This window comes from Thermocoleostomius sinensis A174, from assembly GCF_026802175.1.
Taxonomy (GTDB): domain Bacteria; phylum Cyanobacteriota; class Cyanobacteriia; order Elainellales; family Elainellaceae; genus Thermocoleostomius; species Thermocoleostomius sinensis.
Genome location: NZ_CP113797.1, coordinates 5,217,558 through 5,238,310 on the forward strand (window position 1 = coordinate 5,217,558; position 20,753 = coordinate 5,238,310).

General features: G+C 50.0%; 19 protein-coding genes, 4 pseudogenes and 1 riboswitch. Of the genes and pseudogenes, 15 read left to right on the forward strand and 8 right to left on the reverse strand.

The window, feature by feature from the left end:
- Nucleotides 1-353: 353 nt before the first annotated feature.
- Together OXH18_RS22555 and OXH18_RS22560 are read left to right on the forward strand one after the other, a co-directional pair.
- Nucleotides 354-572: a hypothetical protein gene (locus tag OXH18_RS22555; RefSeq protein ID WP_268609734.1), complete on the forward strand. Its 219-nt coding sequence runs from the start codon at nucleotides 354-356 to the stop codon at nucleotides 570-572.
- A 15-nt stretch (nucleotides 573-587) separates the two neighbouring features.
- On the forward strand, nucleotides 588-860 hold the full coding sequence (locus OXH18_RS22560; protein WP_268609735.1) for a hypothetical protein: 273 nt from the start codon (nucleotides 588-590) through the stop codon (nucleotides 858-860).
- A 69-nt stretch (nucleotides 861-929) separates the two neighbouring features.
- Here OXH18_RS22560 and OXH18_RS22565 read toward each other — a convergent pair whose 3' ends face one another.
- The 4 genes from OXH18_RS22565 to OXH18_RS22580 all read right to left on the reverse strand — a co-directional run bounded on the left by OXH18_RS22565 (nucleotide 930) and on the right by OXH18_RS22580 (nucleotide 4,751).
- Entirely contained in the window at nucleotides 930-1,850 is a 921-nt protein-coding gene (locus OXH18_RS22565) for an alpha/beta hydrolase (protein WP_268609737.1), read from the reverse strand.
- A gap of 805 nt (nucleotides 1,851-2,655) precedes the next feature.
- A complete protein-coding gene (locus OXH18_RS22570; RefSeq protein WP_268609738.1) occupies nucleotides 2,656-3,747 on the reverse strand; it encodes a sensor histidine kinase in 1,092 nt (363 codons plus the stop codon).
- Nucleotides 3,747-4,457: a response regulator transcription factor gene (locus tag OXH18_RS22575; protein WP_268609739.1), complete on the reverse strand. Its 711-nt coding sequence runs from the start codon at nucleotides 4,455-4,457 to the stop codon at nucleotides 3,747-3,749. The genes OXH18_RS22570 and OXH18_RS22575 overlap by 1 nt, the downstream gene beginning before the upstream one ends.
- A 51-nt stretch (nucleotides 4,458-4,508) precedes the next feature.
- A complete protein-coding gene (locus OXH18_RS22580) occupies nucleotides 4,509-4,751 on the reverse strand; it encodes a hypothetical protein (protein ID WP_268609740.1) in 243 nt (80 codons plus the stop codon).
- A 169-nt stretch (nucleotides 4,752-4,920) separates the two neighbouring features.
- Between OXH18_RS22580 and OXH18_RS22585 the strand changes: the two are divergent.
- A pseudogene (locus OXH18_RS22585) lies at nucleotides 4,921-5,227 on the forward strand (nucleotidyltransferase family protein).
- 95 nt (nucleotides 5,228-5,322) lie between these two features.
- Here the strand turns inward: OXH18_RS22585 and OXH18_RS22590 are convergent.
- A pseudogene (locus tag OXH18_RS22590) lies at nucleotides 5,323-5,673 on the reverse strand (AAA-associated domain-containing protein); the annotation flags it as partial.
- 391 nt (nucleotides 5,674-6,064) lie between these two features.
- Between OXH18_RS22590 and OXH18_RS22595 the strand changes: the two are divergent.
- The 7 genes from OXH18_RS22595 to OXH18_RS22625 all read left to right on the forward strand — a co-directional run bounded on the left by OXH18_RS22595 (nucleotide 6,065) and on the right by OXH18_RS22625 (nucleotide 12,301).
- Nucleotides 6,065-6,751 carry a YIP1 family protein gene (locus OXH18_RS22595; protein ID WP_268609742.1) on the forward strand — a complete coding sequence of 229 codons (687 nt, stop codon included), beginning with the start codon at nucleotides 6,065-6,067 and terminating at the stop codon, nucleotides 6,749-6,751.
- A gap of 114 nt (nucleotides 6,752-6,865) precedes the next feature.
- Entirely contained in the window at nucleotides 6,866-9,718 is a 2,853-nt protein-coding gene (locus OXH18_RS22600; protein ID WP_268609743.1) for a CAAX protease, read from the forward strand.
- Nucleotides 9,719-9,767: 49 nt separating this feature from the next.
- Entirely contained in the window at nucleotides 9,768-10,010 is a 243-nt protein-coding gene (locus OXH18_RS22605; protein ID WP_268609744.1) for a hypothetical protein, read from the forward strand.
- Nucleotides 10,004-10,468 (forward strand): fluoride efflux transporter CrcB, encoded by a 465-nt coding sequence (crcB, locus tag OXH18_RS22610; RefSeq protein ID WP_268609745.1) that lies wholly within the window; start codon nucleotides 10,004-10,006, stop codon nucleotides 10,466-10,468. The genes OXH18_RS22605 and crcB (OXH18_RS22610) overlap by 7 nt, the downstream gene beginning before the upstream one ends.
- 55 nt (nucleotides 10,469-10,523) lie before the next feature.
- The gene (gene crcB, locus OXH18_RS22615; RefSeq protein WP_268609747.1) at nucleotides 10,524-10,907 is read left to right on the forward strand and encodes a fluoride efflux transporter CrcB; all 384 of its coding nucleotides are present in this window, start codon (nucleotides 10,524-10,526) and stop codon (nucleotides 10,905-10,907) included.
- 18 nt (nucleotides 10,908-10,925) lie between these two features.
- Nucleotides 10,926-11,645, forward strand: coding sequence for a DUF190 domain-containing protein (locus OXH18_RS22620; protein WP_268609749.1), 720 nt, complete (start codon nucleotides 10,926-10,928; stop codon nucleotides 11,643-11,645).
- 11 nt (nucleotides 11,646-11,656) lie between these two features.
- The gene (locus tag OXH18_RS22625) at nucleotides 11,657-12,301 is read left to right on the forward strand and encodes a ParB-like protein (protein ID WP_268609750.1); all 645 of its coding nucleotides are present in this window, start codon (nucleotides 11,657-11,659) and stop codon (nucleotides 12,299-12,301) included.
- 40 nt (nucleotides 12,302-12,341) lie between these two features.
- Here the strand turns inward: OXH18_RS22625 and OXH18_RS22630 are convergent.
- Nucleotides 12,342-12,530 (reverse strand): annotated as a pseudogene (locus OXH18_RS22630) (undecaprenyl-diphosphate phosphatase); the annotation flags it as partial.
- 272 nt (nucleotides 12,531-12,802) lie between these two features.
- Nucleotides 12,803-12,878: riboswitch (Fluoride riboswitch) on the forward strand.
- 285 nt (nucleotides 12,879-13,163) lie between these two features.
- Between OXH18_RS22630 and OXH18_RS22635 the strand changes: the two are divergent.
- The 4 genes and pseudogenes from OXH18_RS22635 to OXH18_RS22645 all read left to right on the forward strand — a co-directional run.
- A pseudogene (locus tag OXH18_RS22635) lies at nucleotides 13,164-14,441 on the forward strand (voltage-gated chloride channel family protein); the annotation flags it as partial.
- A 90-nt stretch (nucleotides 14,442-14,531) separates the two neighbouring features.
- Nucleotides 14,532-14,969: a DUF190 domain-containing protein gene (locus OXH18_RS25400; RefSeq protein ID WP_315874784.1), complete on the forward strand. Its 438-nt coding sequence runs from the start codon at nucleotides 14,532-14,534 to the stop codon at nucleotides 14,967-14,969.
- Nucleotides 14,970-15,035: 66 nt separating this feature from the next.
- Nucleotides 15,036-16,400 carry a hypothetical protein gene (locus OXH18_RS22640; protein WP_268609753.1) on the forward strand — a complete coding sequence of 455 codons (1,365 nt, stop codon included), beginning with the start codon at nucleotides 15,036-15,038 and terminating at the stop codon, nucleotides 16,398-16,400.
- A 1-nt stretch (nucleotide 16,401) separates the two neighbouring features.
- Complete coding sequence (locus tag OXH18_RS22645) at nucleotides 16,402-17,562, forward strand: MFS transporter (RefSeq protein WP_268609754.1); 1,161 nt, start codon at nucleotides 16,402-16,404, stop codon at nucleotides 17,560-17,562.
- Nucleotides 17,563-17,670: 108 nt separating this feature from the next.
- Here OXH18_RS22645 and OXH18_RS22650 read toward each other — a convergent pair whose 3' ends face one another.
- Entirely contained in the window at nucleotides 17,671-17,919 is a 249-nt protein-coding gene (locus OXH18_RS22650) for a hypothetical protein (protein WP_268609755.1), read from the reverse strand.
- A gap of 93 nt (nucleotides 17,920-18,012) precedes the next feature.
- Between OXH18_RS22650 and OXH18_RS22655 the strand changes: the two genes are divergently transcribed.
- Nucleotides 18,013-19,938, forward strand: a complete 1,926-nt coding sequence (locus OXH18_RS22655) for an APC family permease (RefSeq protein ID WP_268609756.1) — start codon at nucleotides 18,013-18,015, stop codon at nucleotides 19,936-19,938.
- Nucleotides 19,939-20,073: 135 nt separating this feature from the next.
- On the opposite strand, the gene OXH18_RS22660 is transcribed toward OXH18_RS22655, so the two are convergent.
- Nucleotides 20,074-20,631: a PepSY domain-containing protein gene (locus tag OXH18_RS22660; protein WP_268609757.1), complete on the reverse strand. Its 558-nt coding sequence runs from the start codon at nucleotides 20,629-20,631 to the stop codon at nucleotides 20,074-20,076.
- Nucleotides 20,632-20,753: the final 122 nt, after the last annotated feature.

Here is a 20,753-nt window from a genome sequence, read left to right on the forward strand (position 1 = left end):
TCAAGCCTGGGGCGTGACTCATCCGCAGCACGACTCCACTATCGTTACTCCAAACACACCACGCGATCGGATTTAGTACAGTCTTAGGAGCGTGGATTAATAACCTACCTATCGTCCTGCCTCTTCGACTGGGCAGACAGGATGCCCACCCCACAAGAACTTCAGGTTATTAAATTTGTATTTCTTAGAATTCAATTCATCAAACTTGATTGAACTGACAACGACCTAAAACTAATACATTAAACAATGACGTTCTAACTTGTATCTCCATCTAATTGAAACAACTTTAACATCACTTCATCACAACTCGCTGACAGAATTGCATCCATTCTCGAATTAATGAGGAATTCGTAATGAACAATCAAGCTATTGGACTGCGAATTGTTTCGGTACTGGTTCTGACTGGATTTAGTCTGGTGGGTGCTCCTGTTGTGGAGGATGCCGCGATCGCAGATGAAACAACTTCCAAGCTCAGTTTGCTCCAGCTTTTATCTCCCCATTCTATTCATTTGGAGGAACTCAGCCCTGAAGAAATTGCCTATATTGAGGCGATGCAGGAACATTCTAATTAAACAGGAGAAAAAGCAATGGCATTTAATCTATCTGATTTTGGTTCGCTCAGTGCCAGCCTTCAAGAATTCGCCGATCAAGACGGTTGGATTCCATCTGTTACTGTTTCCTGGCAGGAGTTTAGATGGTCTCATCAGCTTCAGAGATCGTTTGCCAACAAAGCCGACGGTGAAAGGAACTGGAATGATTTTTTGAAGCGAGCAAATATTGCGATCGAAGATTCTCAAAGGAGACTGGAAGATCTGGAAAATTCTGATGAATGGTACATGGGAAAACCGCATCGAGTCTGAAACTTAGTTTTTGCAATGTAGCGATGTGTGTTTAATATACGTATTTCCACACATCGCTCATGCCCAAACTTAGTTTTGACTTGCTGTCTCAAACTGTGTTCCAACGTAGCTTAGAGAGTCGATTAGGTGTTTTCGAAAATAGTTCCAACCAATGTCAGTTCCTGCGAGTCCATGTCCTCCTGGAAAGGTATAAAACACGTTCGCAATACCTAACTGATCGAGGGTTTGGTGAAACTGCTTTGTTGAAGCGACAAATTCTGTGTCAATTTCTCCAGCATCTAAGTAGAAATGAAGATGCTGCTTTTCCTGCGGAGATAAGGGCTGTACCACCTGTTTGACAAATGCTTCAGGGCTATTGGCTGCACCACTCTCATCGGTAAAGTAGCCGCTGTGACTGAACAAAATGTTGAAGGTGTCTAGGTGACGCAGTCCAATATTAAAAGCTCCCCATCCGCCTGAGGAAATGCCTCCCATTGCCCAAAAGCGCGGATCATTGATGGTGCGATAGCGGGACTTGATGACCTGCACCAGTTCAGTGCCAATCAGAGTATCCAATTTGCCGTGAGTTCCGTTGTAATACGCTGGATCAAAGAGCGGGTTAGACCTCCGATCGTCGTTACCATTGGGCATGATTACGATCGAGGGAGGCAGCTTACCAGTGCTGTAAAGTTGCTGAAGAATAGAGGCGATCGCATACTTATCTCGATAGGACAGGGCATCATCATGTCCACCATGCAGCAGCACAATCACTGGATATCGCCGTTGGGGCTGTTGCTCGTATCCGGGGGGTAAAATCACGCCATACTGCCGGTTCTCTCCCATTGCCTGACTGGGAAAGCTTTCTAGCTGAAAGGGCAAACTAGAATCGGCGGCAACAACCGGAGCATCAAGCTGGGGTGCCCCTGCAACAAACGTATACCAGGCAGCAAAGGATGCCGTCAGCATGATCGCCATTCCGGCGATCGCCAACCAAGGGCGTTGCAATTTCATTCCTCTCCTATTGAGCAAGCTCATGAATATTAGCTTTCATTCCTCAGGTTTTTTAATGCTTAAAGGCATTCGATTTGTTCTGTTGTGCTCTCTTGGTTGAACGAGGGAACAGATAATTGACAATTTTGATCACAACAATAAATAAAAACAGGATAATTAAAAGACTTATTAAGAATAGGGATGTTGAAGATATCATGATGATTTTATGAAAGATACTATGCTGTAGATCGTAGAAAACACCGCGATGAAAGCGCATAGAAAGTAAACAGGACAATGAATTCAATCCCTTGAGCAATAGGTTGCCTTGAGGATTGCGCCGCCAGGTGGCCCACCTTACGCGAATTGGAGAGATTTGATTGTCAGAGTGGTAGAAATTCGGAGTCAGGAAGGGTTCTATTTCGGAGTGTGTTCAGTTTAAAAGTTGCCTATGGCAGGAGTATGGCATCGTTGTGGCAATGCATCTATTCTCAGATCTTGCACTGGGTTATCCCACCTGCCCTGTAACGAATTGCGGGCTAATGGATCAAACCCATCGAAATGGGTTGAAAGCCTTCTGGATAAAGGGTTTTAGTCCATTTATGAACTTAAGAAAGTAGTAGAGTAATGGTCTTGTGGGGTGGGCATCTTGCCCGCCCAGTCAGAGGATATTCACAATGACCGGATTAAATTTTTAACTTTCATCAACAGACTTCAGCAATTAGCCCCGAATTGATCCGAGGGCGGAGGATCGGAAAAGCTGCAAGATGTATGTATTCCAATGCAGGTATTCCAACAAATGGAGGAGAATAGAGCCATCAATCGGTCATCAGGCGATCGGTAATGAAAAGCGAAAGGTGCTGCCCTGCCCCAGTTGGCTCTCCACTTCAATTTGTCCGCCCTGAAGTTCAACCAGTCGTTTGGTAATCGCCAACCCAATGCCCGTCCCTTTCGCATCCTGCCGATTCTGCCGCGATCGCCAGAATCGTTCAAACACATGGGGAAGTTCATCGGGGGCAATACCTGTTCCTGTATCCTGCACTGCAACCCAAACCTGGTGAGCATCTTCCCATGCCTGGAGCGTAATGGAACCCCGTCGGGTATGGCGGAGGGCATTCCCAATCAGGTTCACTAAAATTTGTTCTAGCCGATCGTAGTCTGCTAAAACAGGTGGAAGATTAGGAGGACAATCCATTTGTAAAACCAGTTCATCTTCCAAGACTTGGGTCGAGAATTGTTGCATCAGGTTCCCCAAAAGGGTCGGTAATGCGATCGGCTGTAAATTCAGCGTTAAATGTCCAGCTTCCGCTTTTGACAGTTCTTGGAGATGATTCACTAACCGTTCTAATCGTTTGGTTTCCCGCACCATCAGCGTGTAGATCTTCGGCGTGGGTGCTATCTGCTGATTGGCAAATGCCTCCAAATATCCCCGCACGATTGTTAGGGGTGTTCGCAACTCATGGGTGACTTCGCCAATCAATTCTCGTCGGCGCATTTCCACATCTTCCAGGCTGACTGCCAAACGATTAAAGCTATTGCCCAAGCGATCTAATTCTGGAATGCTGCTGGGAGGCACCTGCTCATCAAATTGTCCCGCCGCAAATTGGCGAGCAATCCGCTCCATTTGGTTCAAGGGTTGGGTGATACGCTGGGCAATCCAATAGCTTAAACCAGTCGCAGCCAGGGTTCCCACACACATGGCGATCAGGCTGCTGCCATGCCATGCTGCTTGAAAACCTGCGAACAAAACCAGACGAGTGGAGCGAATAATTAGCCCGGCATCCTCCAGATCTGCCAGATGTCCAGAGAACAGATGCTGCGATGCCGCATTGCTGATAATCAAAAAACTAATGAGTCCCGTTAGCATCACCAGCAAATGGGAGATCAGTAGACGGGTTTGCAGTCCCAGTCGCATCGGCATCAGGTTTCCTCATCTTCAAACTTATAGCCAATTCCAGTCACCGTCTTGATAAAGCAGGGGTGAGCTAAATTTGGCTCAATTTTTTTTCGCAGGCGGGCAACGTGGGTATCAACGACGCGCTCATCGCCAAAGAAGTCCTCGCCCCAAATTTTCTCCACCAGATGCGTCCGGCTCCAGACCCGCCCTGGAGTGCTGACAAAGGTGGCTAACAGGTCAAACTCCAGGGTTGTCAAATCTAATTCTTCGATCGCTCCCTGGTCAGTCTTTTGAGCAATATGGCGATCGACATCCACCGTGAAGTGGGGAGTTTGATACACCTGGGATGGTACTTCCTGCCGCAGCGATCGTCGTAGCAATGCCCGCACCCGCGCTACCAGTTCGATGGGGCTAAAGGGCTTGACCAGATAATCGTCTGCTCCGGTGGATAGCCCAATCACGCGATCGATTTCCTCTCCCCGTGCCGTCAGCATCAGAATGTAGGGATCTTTCGCATTAGCTTGCTTGCGAATACGAGTACAAAACTCCAATCCGTCCATTCCGGGTAGCCCCAAATCCAGAATGACCAGATCGGGCTGATGTTCTGGGAAGAAGCGCAGAGCCTGCGTTCCGTCTCGGTAATGAATGCAGGTAAAGCCTTCTTTTTCGAGAAGCTGTTGCACAAACCGGGCAATTTCCACTTCATCTTCGACTATCAGAATGGTTTTGCTCATAGACAGGATGGGCGATCGATGAGATGCCTTTATCCTACCGCTTCCAAACAGTTAGCAGACTGTAGGCAGCAGGATGTGAAGGATAGAATCGTGCGGCAGCCGAATGGGGTGTTTAATCCCTATACGGGCATTAAGACGAACCTGCTGTTTACCAAGGGTGAGCCGACGGAGCGGAGTTAAGCGAGGTGCAGAGCAAGCTAAGATATGAGCTTCAGGTGTCGCTGGAGGGGCAGGAGGAGTCGTAAGCGTGGTGGAGCGCGAGGAGATGCACGATCGATCGCCGTTTTTAAGCATTCTGAGCTTTCCAGGTCTCAATATTTGGCTATGAGTGGCAAGAGTTCTGCTCTAACCATGAGCGATCGTGAGGAGCAACCATCATTCTGGCAGGTGAGGAGAATATCATTGAAATGTATCCAAATGGAAGGTGGAGGTATGTCCAATGAGCAAACCAAACTTCCAGACAATGAGTCAACTTGAACAGCTACTTTGGGACAACCGCGATCGAATCCTGGCAACTGCTGCTGAACATGGGGCGCGGAATGTGCGAATTTTTGGTTCAGTTGCCAGAGGAGAGGCAACCCCTGACAGCGATATCGATTTCCTACATCCATTTTCTAATTGATCTGGGTGAAAATTTGACTCCGTGGTTCCCGGTCGGATTAATTCACGATCTAGAAACCTTATTGGGTCACAAAGTTGATGTTGTGACAGAAAAATCTCTTCACTATTTCATCCGCGATCGGGTTCTGGCAGAAGCGAAACCATTATGAGAGATAGTCGGATCTACCTTGTGCATAATAGAGATTGTATTGCCAGAATTGAATCTTATACAGGTGATGGCAAGGCATTCTTCTTTGAAGATATCAACCGCCTCCGGCAAATACAACCGTTCCTCCCCCGCATCGTATTCAAATAATTCTGCATAGTGTCCCAAATCGATCGCAGTGGCAAACAATCGTTCGGCTTCTGTGTGGGGAAAATGTTCATCCAGTAAATCCAGAAAGAACTCCGATCGCATGGAGCCATTCTGCTTTTCCCGCAGGGTTTGCACCATGCTGGTAATCATCGGTACTCGCTCCAGAACTTGCTGCCGGAACAGATCCTTACTGCGTAGAATCGTCGTTGTGGCAAAGTCGCGCCCCACGCGGGTCAGGGTGACATCCCCCTGGGACACATTAGCAAAGCCCAATAGCACTGCGGCATCCAAAATTGGCAGTCACTTCCACTTCAGGATTCGTCATCTCCACTTCAGGATTCGTCATCACAACGACTCAAATTCGATGGCGATGATTGGCGATGATCTATTCGAGCAGTCTGATTGATCCAGAATGGGAGATTTCTGAACCTCCGTTGCTCCAGATGTTATCCCCGAAAAAGCAAACTCGGCTGTTTTTTGCTCGCAGAGTTAGAGAAGGTATATTCCCATCTCATGGCGAAAATCCGGTTTCAACTGTCTGCAAAACTCTCGAAGCAATGTTATCGCTGAAACGATAAACTGGCACGGCACAACTATACAATGGCGGCAGTTTAGATTATCCTACCTCTCAACGAATATAGTGCCTTGGTGCTATCTCAACCACGGGCTGATTATAGTGGAGACTGCTCTCATGCCTGAGTCAATGACAACCGGGCTAGTTCAGTTTTGGTCGCTGGTGCAGGAAGCCAACGCCCTTAATCCTGATGCTTTTCGAGCGATTGAGGTTCATCCTGCGGGCATCCTGCTAGCGATCACAGTAATTTTGCTAGTCGGACTCTCCCAGAGCATAGGACAGGGGATTGTACTGTTTTTGAACCAGGTAAAACCGATTCGGTTTGTGTTGAGTCTGGGCATTGCGGCAATTTTGTTTGTCTTTAGCGTCGCCTTTTGGGTGTTGAGTGTGTGGGTGGTGAGTCATCTGCTATATGGGGTTGATGTTTCATTTCTGAAGGTGTTTCGGGTATTGGGGCTGTCCTACGCCCCTCTACTGTGGAGCTTTTTAGTGGCCATTCCCTACCTGGGGGTACCAATTAACGTGGTTCTGTCAGTCTGGAGTCTGTTGGCCTTTGTACGCGGATTCAGCGTAGTGACTGAGCTTGATCGCTGGCAAGTGCTAGGCAGTGCCATCTGCGGCTGGGTGGTGTTTCAGATCATGCAACGGACAATTGGCCGCCCGGCGATCACCCTGGGGCATTGGGTTTCTAGCTCGGTGGCTGGGGTTCCGCTGGTTACTAATCTGCGTCAACTGGAGCAAACGGTACAAAGCAGCTTTACCAAAGCAGTTGATAATTCAAACAGAAACCAAGGTGGTGATTAAGTGATCGTTGACTCAGTTACTCCTCCATCAGTTGTCACTTCAGTCGGTCATTTCTCTTGGGGGCATTAGTACCGCCAGGCGAAAAATGTTATGAGGATTAGCATGGGGAATCAGATGATGCACACTTTTCGTCAAGTCAGGTACATCGCCCCTGGGGGGTTAGTGTTGTTACCCTTAGTGTTGCTACCCCAAATGCTGCCCCCACTAGCCTTGCTCAGGGGTAATGTGGGGCATGAGACCGAACGGATCTTCTTAGATCTGCTGCTGATGGGACTGGGCGCACTCATTGTTGCAGCCCTACTCAGTCCCTTGGAGACACTGGGTTGGTGGGCTGGATGGTATGGCGATCAAGTAGACCCGCACAGAACACCCTGCACCGCCGAAGAGCCATTGCCTTCAACTCAGGCGAGGCGCTACATCGTCTATCTCGACGGTATCGGCCAGTTTAAGTCTACCTATGCCCCAGAAGCAGAGCAGTTTCTTAGTGCTCTGGGTCAGTCCCTGCCAGACATGGTAGTGGTGCGGGGTATTACGCCCTACTCGGTATTGAACAAACCCCTGATAGAAGATCGACCGATGTCGGCATTTTGGCGACTGGTGACTTGGCTGCGATCGAAGCGCTTCTTCAAAGTTCTGGGAATGTTAATTAACATTCGCAATTTGCTAGTGGTGCTGGTGTCGGCTGATACGCGCTACGGTCCTGTCTACAACCGTGGCATGGCCCAGGTGATCTACAACGGACTGATCAATGAGGGCTATCGTCCAGGCAGTCGGGTGCCGATCACGCTGCTAGGCTTTAGCGGCGGCGGCGAAATCGCCATGGGGGCAGCTCCGCTGTTGCAACAATCGCTGGATGCTCCCCTCGATATTATCTCCCTGGCGGGAGTCTTCTGCGGGCACAACAAAATTCTCAACCTCAACCACATCTACCACCTCGTAGGCGACAAAGACCCAGTGGAGCGCACTGGCCCGGTGCTGTTTCCCAAGCGCTGGAAAGTCATGTTCCTCTCATACTGGAATCGAGCTAAAAAGCGCGGGCTGGTGACGTTTATTTCCCTGGGCCCAGTGGGGCATCAGACACCAGGGGGGGTGTTTGACCCTAACCTGCGCTTACCCGACGGTCGCACCCACCTTCAGCAAACGGTGGACTGGGTGACTGACATTTTGCAGGAAAAGCTGCCGTTGGAGCAACCCAGCACTGCTCCTCGCCCCAGCAGCTATAGTCTGGCTCAACAGGGAGACTTTAACCAACCAGAAGCCTATCCCCTGGGGGCAGTGGTCGATGCTGCCTACTACCGTCCCATTGCCCCCTGGATGGGTCGGCTGATATTGCCCACCTTAGATCAGCGGCAACCCCAAGATGGGGTCTGGTTTGAAGTACACCATGCTACTGCTGACTACAGCCACTTGGTCAGTCAACGGGTCTGGCTGAGCTGGCAAGACACTCCCTGGGTACGCCAGTATTTGAGCACAGTGACGCGGGATCTGCACTTCAGTGCCGATGCTAACTATAGCCGTCACCAAGGCAAGGTGGTGCCCGAACGGCTCAACGGTTGGCGGCAGGTGGGCCCCCTGGAGTCACTGGCTGGAGCCAGGCCCACAGACAACATGGTAGTGATGCTGAATGGCCCAGTGCAGATAGATTCCTTGCCAAATGGGGTAGTGCAGGTTTTGATCGATCAAGACCCGGCTCAGATCAGCGGTCGGTTCTATGCAATCGCCCAGTTTATTGCCCCTAGTCAGACCACTGCCGACGGTATGCTCTATCGCATTCGTCATTTCAACCGAAGTACCCGCCAGTTCGATGGACTTGAAGAGGTGGTGTGGTTGCCCCAGGTGGTGCCCAACATCAATGGTTTGCGTCCCTCTAGTAACCAAAACTTGGAGCGATCGCCCTGCAACCCGGATGGCTGGTATCTCTACGGTGCGCCCGACCGCAGGGGGCGGTTTGTGGTACAGGCTCTGGCCCCGCGCGCATTGTTTACCCTTATCCCTGATCAAGAGATCGTTGGCAAAACCGCCACCCATCGCTACCTCAAACAGGTCTCCTGGACAGTAAAGGGAGTCAAGGGTACGATCAGCTCCGTACTGCTGCGGGCAAGCGAAAAGGCTTCTTCCTCCTTTCATCTAGGTGATCGGCTGCTCCTCAACCACGTCTACGGCGGCGTGGGCGGAAAAATGACCGAACCAGCGGCACGAGGCCCAATCTATTTTGGTCACTTTGCCTATGGATTGGCAGAGGTGGTTCAAGAGCCTCTAACTGATGACTTGCGGCTAGAGATGCAGTACTTTCAGGTTTATACCCAAAATGGTGATGGGTTGATTGCTTGCCGTCACCATTGGTCAAACTACATGGGCGATCGCCAGTTTGGGTGGCTTAACCTGCGCCCGGTGCGCGATGCGGTGATCAAACTCGATGCTTTCACCAACCGCTACGACATTGACGGCGATGTTGTCTGTCCCTTAGAACTGCTGCTGCACCAACTCCAAATCATGATGGCCCGCTACCGAACTGGTGATGGCAGCGGCATCACCTATGTCGGACCCGCCAACAACTGTGCTCAAGACTCTAATCAGGCACTTTATGCTGCCCTCCAGCAGATCAACCGGGCTACGACAACCCTGTCCGACTCAGTGTCCTGGCTTCAGACGCATCCTGACCAGGCTGGGCAGGTCAAGCAGCTTCAGCAAATTGGACTTTCGCTCAAGCGTGATTTGCTGCCCTGGGGCACCGCCCGAGCCGACTGGCAGAACCACGAAGCTGTTTTGGGTAGCAGTCTCGAAGATGACCCCGTCAAGCAGTTGGCCACTGCCCTAGTGAGCTGGCGCACCGTACTGCCCCGAATCGCCAGTGATGCGGTGATCATATCCTTTCTACAACGAGGAGCCACCGTGCTGGTGTTGCGTACCACCCAGGTGGGCGGCACGATACCCGAGATTGAGCCGATCGCTCCGGTGGGATTGTAGCCATGAACCCATTCGTTCTCCCCCGTTGACTCTGGGTGGAGCATCCCCTATGGTTGCTCTGGTGTTTGCCCCTATCCCTCCTGCTGAAGCGGGGGGACTGCTGCCTGAAAATCAAAAGAATCTTAAAATGCGCTATCCCGATGAACTTGCCACCTGTTGGAGGCAACCTGGTTTAGTCGGGTGGGTGTCTCAAGCTATTTTAGAAAACAGACCGCTCCATGTGCTGTTAGTGAAAGCCAATGCAAACGCATTGACAGTTCGTCAACCTAATTTGGAGAGTTTACCATGCTGAAACAGCCATTTTTGCGACAGCCCGTTGTGCGAACCGTTGCTGCCATTTCCCTGGGGGCGATCGCTGGTGCATTGGGGCGATATTATTTTGGACTGGCCATGAATCACCTTCTGGGAATCGATGTCCCCTACAGCACCTTGGTCATTAATGTGACCGGATGTTTGGCAATGGGCTTCCTGGCAACGCTATCTTTAGGACAGGTAATTAGTCTACATCCTGATATTCGTCTGCTGCTCCTGACGGGTTTTTTGGGGTCGTATACCACCTTTTCCGGTTATGAACTCGATAGTGCCCATTTGTTGCAGCAGGATCGCTTACAGGCAGACCTGTTTTATTGGGCGGGAAGTGTGATGTTAGGATTCATGAGCTTGCAGTTCGGCATCGCATTTGCAGAATGGCTCCTTGGCAAGCTTGACCCTTCCAGGGAAACGCCCCACAACCGCGATCGGTCAAACTGACCCCTTTGGGTTAGCGATATCTCCTGATCTCTCCCCGTTCATCAATACACCCAACATGGAAACCCCTCTTTTGCTAACCCTTTGGATTGCGCTAGGAGCTATCCCAGGTGCCCTTAGCCGCTATTATTTAACGCTGGTTTGTGTGGAAAAACTCGGCGGAGAGTTCCCCTTTGGCACGTTTATCATTAATCTCTCTGGGACGTTTTTGATTGGGTTCTTTGCAACACTGTTTCAATCCATCCAAGCTGATCCACTGCTCAATAGTTTTGTCATTATTGGTTTTTTAGGGTCTTACACCACGTTTTCCACCTACGCCTTAGATACGTCAAATCTGCTCAAGCTGGCAAGTTATAAACGGGCAGTGCTATATGGGTTAGGCAGTCCATTGATGGGGTTTTTAGGAGTCGAACTGGGTATTGCTCTGGCACAACGGCTATAGCATTTGCAGGAGAAGCGAATGAAAAATGCAGAACAATTAACGATCTATGTGGCAGAGGGGGACTCCGTTCAGGGTAAATTACTCTACCGGGCGTTGATAGATGCGGCGCGTCAATCCGGCATTGCAGGAATAACGGTGATGCGGACGGCTGTGAGCTATGGACAACGCGATCGCCATATCAGTGTGGACTGGATGCCAGAACTGGCGATGCAAATGATGATGGTACTGACAGCAATTGATCAACCGGAGGCGATCGATCGCTACCTCCCGCAGGTTCAAGCCCTGGTTAAATATGGTTTGGCAATTAAGGAACCCATTACCGTCGTGCATCATGCCCCAGTATTGCCCGATCAACTAGCCCAACCCACACCGCAATTGACACCATTACAAAATCAGGAGAATGCAATGACCGACTTTGAGCGATTAACGATTTACGTTGGTGAATCGGATCAGTGGCAAGGTAAGCCCGTTCATCTGGCATTGGTGGAAGAAGCGCGTCGTCACGGATTAGTGGGAGCAACCGTTGTGCGGGGTGTGACTGGGTATGGAAAAACTAACCATGAGCGAATTAAGTTTCTGGGGATTATTGAGCTTTCCTCGGATTTACCAATGGTCGTCACGATGATCGATCGGACGGATAAGATTGAACAATTCTTACCACTCGTGCAAGACATGGTAGGAGGAGGAATTGTGGTACGCGATGCGATTAATGTTGTTCACCATGCACCCATTCAATAGGAATCAATAAAATGCCAACTCTACCCGACTACAATCCAAACTTATCTCCAGGTACACTCAGCCTCGCCGCTGTTAACTTGCTTCATCCGGCTCAAGTGGCGTTGGGCTATCGAGAAGTAGACTACCGAATTCAACAGTTTCAGGCAATGACTGCGGATGAATTAGATGCTTACCTGTTGGAGCATTTTTTACCCATTGTGATTGCGCCCGATCGCCTGCCCTATGTGGTGGATCACCATCATCGTGCCCGTGCGATCCAGATGACGGGTTTACGAGAAACCGTTTATGTCAAAGTGTGGGAAAACTGTCAGGATTGGTCAAGGGCTGAGTTTTGGCAATTGATGCAGGAGAAAGCCTGGGTGTATCCCTACGACAAAGATGGGCAACGGGTTGATGTTGAATCCATTCCAGCTAGTTTAGACCAGTTGCAGGATGACCCCTACCGCAGTTTAGCTTGGGGCGTGTTGCAAGCAGGGGGCTATGCCAGATCCGATGTCCCTTTTCAGGAGTTCCTGTGGGGTAATTATTTTCGTCAGCACCTTTCGTTTGAGAACACCGAGGCAGGCTTTCAACAGGCAGTTAACGCGGCGTTGCAGTTGTGTCGATCGCCAGCAGTCAGTCATTTGCCTGGGTACATCTCCGATGCTACTGGGTGAGTTGCGTACCTCTAAAGGAGTCATTTACCAAGCTCAACAAGAGCAGAACAGCAATGACACTGCCAAATTGAATGGCATCAACAAACCATTTTTGCTCTACCAAATCAGTCCAGCCGAAGGCTTTAGTGACAACAAGTAGATGAGCCGTGCTACTAATTGGCAAAAATTCGGTAATTCCTTGTACCAGTCCCAGGACGATCGCCTGAAATATTTCTTGAATGAGATCCATAATCTTTCCTGACCGTTGTCTAAACAGAAGGCGTAATTCAGGTCTACAGGCTAGTGAATGCCTTGACTCAAGTTTGAGCAGGCACAGCCTTTGATGTAATTTGTTCCTTTGGGTGTAAGGTTACTTTTGCCCGAACCATCCTAGCTAAGGGTGATTCCTTCTAGCAAGGTGATTGCTCCTGAGCGCAATCTACACACGTTTATTTGCATAGCAGGATTTCAGAGATTTGCTAGCAGACGTTGCTTGTAAAATTTAAGTTGACTTGCTATATTGCAGTATGTGGTGATGAAACTCACCTTCTAGCGCGGCTAGAGAACCGCCCTCAAGGCTAATAGTTTCTACTTCATGTTCCGTCGATGCTTTGGCAAAAAGCATTTGTGAAGTATTAGCGTTTAGTTTTTGAGAGGCTGTTTTTTGTGCATTTTCAAGCATTTAAGATTCATTTGACTTTCAGGTTTCATCAACTAGGCATTTGCCGGGTTGTGCGGCGGCTTGTATGGCGGCGTTTCAATCGCTGCGGCTGGAACACTTCCTAACGCCGGGGTCTGCGTATCATTCAAGCAATCCGCCTGAGCGTCATCACAAATTAACCCGGTTATCGATTCATTTTCTCTATCATTTTTCGATGCATTTATGAAAGGGCTACAGGATATCGAACAGTTTTTTGCCCTACCTCAAATTGCCAAATGGTTAGCAATCGCCACGATCGCAGGTGTTCTGTCGGGAACCGCCTCAGCCATATTGTTAGCTTCGTTGGAATGGGCAACGGATTGGCGTGAAGCACATTGGTGGATTATTGCCCTGTTGCCGCTGGGTGGGCTACTGAGTGGGTTGATTTATCACCACTTTGGTCAATCTGTTGAAGCAGGCAACAATCTCTTGTTGGAAGAGATTCACAATCCCAAACAGACGATTCCATTGCGGATGGCTCCGCTCGTGCTATTGGGAACCGTGATGACCCATTTGTTTGGCGGTTCCGCAGGGCGAGAAGGCACAGCCTTACAGATGGGTGCTTCCCTTGCTGATCAACTCACCGAAGTTTTGCACCTGAAAGGATCGGATCGCCGTATTCTTCTAATGACGGGGATTAGCGGTGGCTTTGCTTCTGTCTTCGGCACTCCTCTGGCGGGTGCTGTTTTCGGCTTGGAGGTGTTGGCGATCGGCAAAATTCGCTACGACGGGTTGTTTCCCTGTATCGTTGCGGCGATCGTCGGCGATTACGTGACGTTGAAATGGGGCATTCACCACACCAACTATCGACTGGCAAACGTTCCTGTGCTGAGTTTGGAAAACTTCTCCGCTGGTTCCGCCGATCTGTTGTCAGCAGTCTTTGCCGGTGCGGTCTTTGGCTTAGTGGCACTCCTATTTGCAGAAGTTACGCATAAAATTGGGCATGTCTTTAAGTCCAAAATTGCTTATCCGCCGCTGCGTCCTATGGTGGGTGGCGCGATGGTTGCGATCGCAGTTTGGGCAGTGGGAACCACCAAATATATTGGACTGGGAATTCCTACGATTGTAGAGGCGTTTCAGACACAATTGCCTCCCTGGGATTTTGCCGCAAAATTAGCATTTACGGCACTTACTTTGGGAGCCGGATTTAAAGGAGGTGAAGTCACCCCCTTGTTTTACATTGGTGCCACGTTGGGCAATGCTTTATCTTTGATTTTGCCCTTATCCTCCGATCTGCTTGCGGGCATGGGCTTTGTGGCTGTGTTTGGTGCTGCTGCCAATACCCCGCTGGCTTCAACCATCATGGCGATCGAGCTATTTGGACTGCCCGCCGGAGCCTTTGCAGGAATTGCCTGTGTCGTGAGCTATCTTTTTTCCGGTCATGCAGGCATCTACCGTGCTCAACGCATTGGATTAAGTAAATATCCCAAAGTCTTTGTGGAGGAGGGCGTTAGCTTAGCAACTTTTCCTAGCCTCAAACAGCCATTGGAGTTCGATTTGTTTAGTGATATCAATCCCTTAGGTTTTCTAGAAATGGAGAATGGCAAACCCATGAGACATCTGACAGCACTCCGGCTCTACTTTCATCATGGTGCCAGGTTATATGGCAAGACCCGCTGGCGCAGGCTAACCTCTCCCCATCTACATTGGCATCTTCCCCGTCTTGCGAAAGAATTTGGGATTCAGCAGGTGGTGCTACATCGGGTGCATATGGGCTATCTCAAAGGTGATGAACTGCATCACAATCATCATGAAGTCACGCCCCATCGTTTACCGCAATGTCTGGAATTGATTGATCAGGAAGCCAAGTTGCGGGAGTTTGTTGAAGTCCATCATGCCGATCTTAAGCACGTCAGGATTGTTTTGATTCGGGGTGAAGACTTACGTTCCCATGAAGACTTACATTTACAGGAAGATCTGCATTCGTCAGATTACCGGAATACATCTATGAATTATCCCTCTCCAATGACTGACCAATTGGCGGAATAATAAATGGCAGGCATTTGGAATAAATATGAGAGGATTTCATTCAACTTGCAAACCTGGAAATAAGCGATGTTAGCTGATGTGAATAAGTTGAATTTCAATCGTTGGTTAAACCAAAGGCAACTCCATGCGCTCAAAGAAGCGTATCATGCTGCAAAAGAGATTAGGGCATTGGAGGAACACTACTTTGCTGGAGAAAAGATTGCTTACACTCCCCAACAAAGTAAAACCGTAGTGGACTACGTAAAGAGCTTACGCGATCGCCAACTAACCAGAGTTCGCATTAACCTGGTAAAGTTCAGGGTCGGTGCTTTTCTGTTTAATCACAAGCTGTTGAGCAAAACTTCAGACTCTAGTTTTTCCAATGGCAATGAACCTTTAGTGCAAACTTGGGAACATCCATCTCTAGTTGAAATGGATATTTTAGAGAAGCTCCAATTCATTGAGTCAGTGGTGGGAAAATACCGCGATCGCAGTCCAGCTAACCCAGATTTGACATCAGAGGATCTCAATTCAGAATTATCGATTACCCATGCCTTACAACATCTCAACTCGGACGCAGGCAATCAAAAAAATGGTTCAAACCCTGACATAACGACCGATCCAGTTGTGCTGGATGCAAATCGGAGTCGCTCCAGTGCTAATCGATCGAATACTGCCAGTGCCTTAGTAAAGGGGTTCACCCAGGTTGGGAAAGAACTCACCCCAGAGTATGAACAGCAAGTGATTCATGAGTTGCGGCTGAGGCGCAAACAAAACAAGCTAGCAGTTCGATGGCTACTGATTCTAATCCTGGTTCCCATTGCAGTTCAGGTTGTTGCCAAAAATCTGATCTTTGAACCTTTTCTAGATAACTATGGCAATCATCATCCTCAGCAAATTGAACTCAATCAAGAAATTCAGAAAGAATTTCATGCTGAGTTTATGGATTTTAAGGAGACTTTAGAAATCGAGCAACTACTTGGCAATCTACCCCAATTGACTACTGAGGAAACTAAAAAACGGTTAGAAGAAAAAGCTACTGAACTTTGGCATGAGTCACGAGAACATGCCCTGAACGGACTGAAAAATGTAGCTGCGGATGTTGTTGCTCTAATAGTTTTTATTGGACTTATCTTCTTTAACCGAGATAAATTAATCACGATTCGCAATTTTTCAAACTGGTCATTTCTCAACTTAAGCGATCCAGCAAAGGTATTTCTGCTGATCTTGGTAACCGATATGTTTGTCGGCTTCCATTCGGTTGAGGGGTGGGATGTCATTTTAGTGAGTGTGTTCAATCACTTTGGATTACCGGAAAATGACACCTTTATCAAGAGTTTCATTGCTACCGTGCCCGTCTTTATGGATTCCTGCATCAAGTTTTGGATTTTCAACTATCTCACCCGTTTCTCACCCTCTGCCTCCGCCGTCTATGAGCGGATGAATACATAACATGAAGAAATCTGCATTATGGTTTGTCATTTTTCTAGGCGTTGTCAGCCTCTGTGCTGATGCCACCTACGAAGGGGCACGCAGCATTACCGGAGCTTATCTGGGCAGCCTGGGGGCAAGTGGTACGATCGTTGGCATTGTTGCAGGCTTGGGTGAACTGATTGGCTACGGATTTCGGTTAGTGATTGGCTATCTCAGCGATCGCACTCGCAAATATTGGGGCATTACAACCCTGGGCTATTTCATCAACACTGCTGTTGTACCGTTGTTAGCTCTGACGGGAACCTGGCAGGCGGCTGCCGGACTCATGATTGCAGAACGTACCGGAAAAGCCGTTCGGACTCCTCCCCGCGATGTGTTGCTATCCCATGCAGCGATGCAGGTGGGGCGAGGGTTTGGCTTTGGTTTGCATGAAGCGATGGATCAAATTGGGGCAGTTGCAGGACCGTTGATGGTTGCAGCCATGCTGTCCTGGCAGTTTGGCTATCGCGGTGGCTTTGCGATTTTGGTGATTCCGGCTGTCCTTGGCTTACTTGTGTTGCTGATTACCCAACGGATCTACCCCGATCCGCGTGACTTTGAGCCACCCTCCCCAGCCGACTTGCATACCGAGGGTTTACCACGTCGCTTTTGGATCTATTTGGGAGCGATCGCCCTAATTGCCGCAGGCTATGCCGACTTCCCCTTAATTGCCTTTCACTTACAACAGGCGGGAACCGATACAGAAAGCCAGATCCCCTTACTCTATGCCCTGGCAATGGGCGTGGATGCGATCGCGGCTTTAGCCTTTGGTCGCTGGTTTGATCAAATTGGGCTAAGGAGTTTAATGGCGGCAGTTGGGCTATCCCTGTTCTTCGCACCGCTGGTGTTTCTGGGAAATGCTCAATTGACAATTCTGGGCATGGTGCTGTGGGGGATTGGAATGGGTGCTCAGGAATCGATTATGAAAGCCGCTGTCGCTGGAATTGTGCCACCAGAGCGTCGCGGGTCTGCCTATGGCATCTTCAACACGGGCTATGGACTTGCCTGGTTTGCAGGAAGTGCCTTGATGGGCGTTTTATATGATTTTTCGCTACCTGCCCTGGTTATTTTTTCAGTGTTGATCCAATTTGCCGCTATTCCTGCGTTGTTTTGGGTGAGTGGACGAGCACGGAGGAGCTGAGGTAACGGGGCAATGTGGTACAGGCATGTAGTCGCTGAACTTGTAGACGAGTGATTCCCCAATTTGCATCGGCAGTAACTACACGCGAGAAAGCTTAATCCCCCTCGCTCAGACTTTAGGCTTCACTATGGATGGCATTGGCACGAATGAAAAACAGGGTGGCAAATTGCTGGGGTCAAAGCTAACTTCTGGAATCTGATCCGGCGGCACGAAGGCAACTAGGGTGCCAGCCCCCACCTGGGCGATCAGTCCCAGCAGCACCAGCGTACCCAGAATCACAACCACATCCGCTAAGCCAAAGGGAAACCGCTTGAGGTTTTCTGGGTAAGGAAAGGTTTGCTTGAACAGGGATTTCAAAAGGGGACTCAATGAGGATAATCTGATATTTACCACACCCGCAGGAAACCCTCATGCGCCACACCCCACCCCTGGAACCTTACACTCGCCCCAATGGTTAGTCCCATCATTCCACCCCGGCAGCACCGCCACTACCTGACCCACTGGCTGCTCAACCAAGACCGCAACAAAGCCAACGAACGCTCATTCAAGCATCCCTGGTGGCAGGTGATGTGTCTCACTGGGGTCGATTACTTCTCGACCCTAGGCTACCAACCGGGCATTGCCGCCCTAGCAGCGGGCGCACTATCCCCCCTGGCAACACTGATTTTGGTGCTGGTGACGCTGTTTGGCGCACTGCCGATTTACCGTCAGGTAGCGAAGTTTAGCCCCCACGGCGAAGGCTCAATCGCCATGCTAGAGCGACTTTTGCCCCGCTGGCAGGGCAAACTGTTTGTGCTGGTGCTGCTGGGGTTTGCCTGCACTGACTTTATTATCACCATCACCCTCTCAGCGGCAGATGCCACCGCCCACTTGGTCGAGAATCCACTGCTCTCAGCATTTTTACAGGGGCAGCAGGTGCCCCTCACTCTGGTTTTAATTACTCTGCTGGCGGTGATTTTTTTGAAGGGGTTTCAGGAGGCGATCGGGGTCGCCTTGGTGTTGGTAGCAACCTATCTAACTCTCAATCTGGTAGTAATTGGGGTGGCGGGCTATCAGATGCTGCAACAGCCGACCCTGTTGGGCAATTGGCACACAGCCCTGACTGTAACTAGCCCCTGGCGCATGATTGGGGTCTCAATGCTGCTATTTCCGAAGCTGGCTCTGGGGCTGTCGGGGTTTGAAACTGGGGTGGCGTTGATGCCCCTGGTGAAAGGCAACCCCAGCGACACCGACACCCAGCCTGCGGGACGCATTCGCCAGACTCACCAGCTACTGACCGCAGCAGCAGTGATCATGAGCTTTTTTCTACTCACCAGTAGCGTTGTCACCACAGTGCTGATTCCGGCAGCAGCATTTCAAACCGGGGGACAAGCTAACGGGCGGGCACTAGCTTACCTAGCTCACCAGTATTTGGGCAACGGCTTTGGCACACTGTACGACCTCAGCACCATTACCATTCTCTGGTTCGCTGGAGCATCGGCGATGGCAGGTTTGCTCAACTTGGTACCCCGCTATCTGCCCCGCTACGGCATGGCGCCTGAGTGGGCGGGGGCAGTGCGCCCCTTGGTACTGGTGTTTACGGCGATCGCCTTTACCGTCACCCTGGTTTTTGATGCCAGCGTTGAGGCCCAGGGCGGAGCTTATGCGACAGGCGTACTGGTATTGATGAGTTCGGCGGCAGTGGCGGTGACTCTCGCGTTCCATCGGCGCGGGGCAAAACGGGGCGCGATCGCCTTTGGGTTGATTGCTCTGGTGTTTTTCTATACCACCATTGCCAACATCTTTGAGCGTCCCGACGGCATTCGCATTGCGGTGTTTTTTATCACTGCCATTATTTCAACCTCAATGGTATCGCGGGTGTTTCGCTCAACAGAACTGCGGGTGACTGGCGTAGAACTCGACGAGACTGCCCAGGCGTTTGTTGCTCAGTTTCAAGCCCAGCCCGTGCGGCTGATCGCTCATCGTCGAGCAAAAGGGGAATCTGCCCTGGAATATCAACAGAAGGAACAAAATGTGCGGGAGGACAGCCATCTGTCCACCTCTCAGCCGATCCTCTTTCTAGAAGTGCAGGTGTTTGATGCCTCCGTGTTTATTGATGTAATTCAGGTCAAAGGGGTTGAGGTAGGCGGCTACCGCATTTTGCGGGTGCAAAGTTCGGCAGTGCCCAACGCGATCGCAGCTCTGCTGCTCTACCTACGCGACCAGACCGGCACCCTGCCCCACGTTTACTTTGAGTGGGGGGAAGGAAACCCCCTGAAATATCTGCTGCGCTTTATTTTCTTGGGCGAGGGCGATGTGCCCTTGGTCACCCGCGAGGTTCTCCGCAAGGCTGAACCCGACCCACTGAGGCGACCCCACATTCATGTCAGCGGGTAGTAGGCTGTCATTTTTGTTTTGCGGGGTGCAGGGGTAAGACCCCTGCGTGGAGGCAACGGCCCCATACCCCCATTACCCATCAGATCTTGCTTGACAAAGCACTAGAGAGTGCTACCGCTAAGACCAGTTCTTTCTCTATACATCATCCTGACCGTTAGGAACTTGAATACTGCTGCGATAGACTGCATCACCCTGTCCAGGTTGCTCAACCCCAGCTTGCTCGGTTTGAAGAATCCTGCCATTGCTTGCATCTACGGTGACTTCCGTTTGTCCAACGATCACTTTGTAAACAAGATTGCCGTCTTCATTGTCTATCGTCACCTGACTTGCATTACCCCTCTGAGCAGCTTCAGCGGCCTGTCTTGCTTGATCAGCGTTAATTCTAGTCAGAGATTGTAATTGAGTCGATTCTTGCTGTTCCTCCTGTTGGGCTGCAACCTCACCGTCCCCATCCCCCAGAGTTTGAGTAGCTTGAGTTGGATGGCGCATCTCACCTTGTACATGTTCCGGAGGTTCAGTTGCGGGGTTCATTTCACCATCCCCATCACTAGTTTGGCTCATCATCATACTGTGATGAGGAACGGTTGCTGCTGTGGTTCTAGTTTGATTTGCAAAGGCACTGCGGGCAGCAATACCAAATCCTAATGTACCCAACAAAGACAAGGCAATTAAGAGTTTAGTCGGTGCTTTCATAATGTGAAACTCCTATTCACTGGGTTTGCTATTTCACTGTAGGAAGCGGGGGTCAAGAACTTGGAAAGATCTTGCTCTAGATTGAAGAAAATACTCTACCGTAATGCTGCTAGCGTAATCCT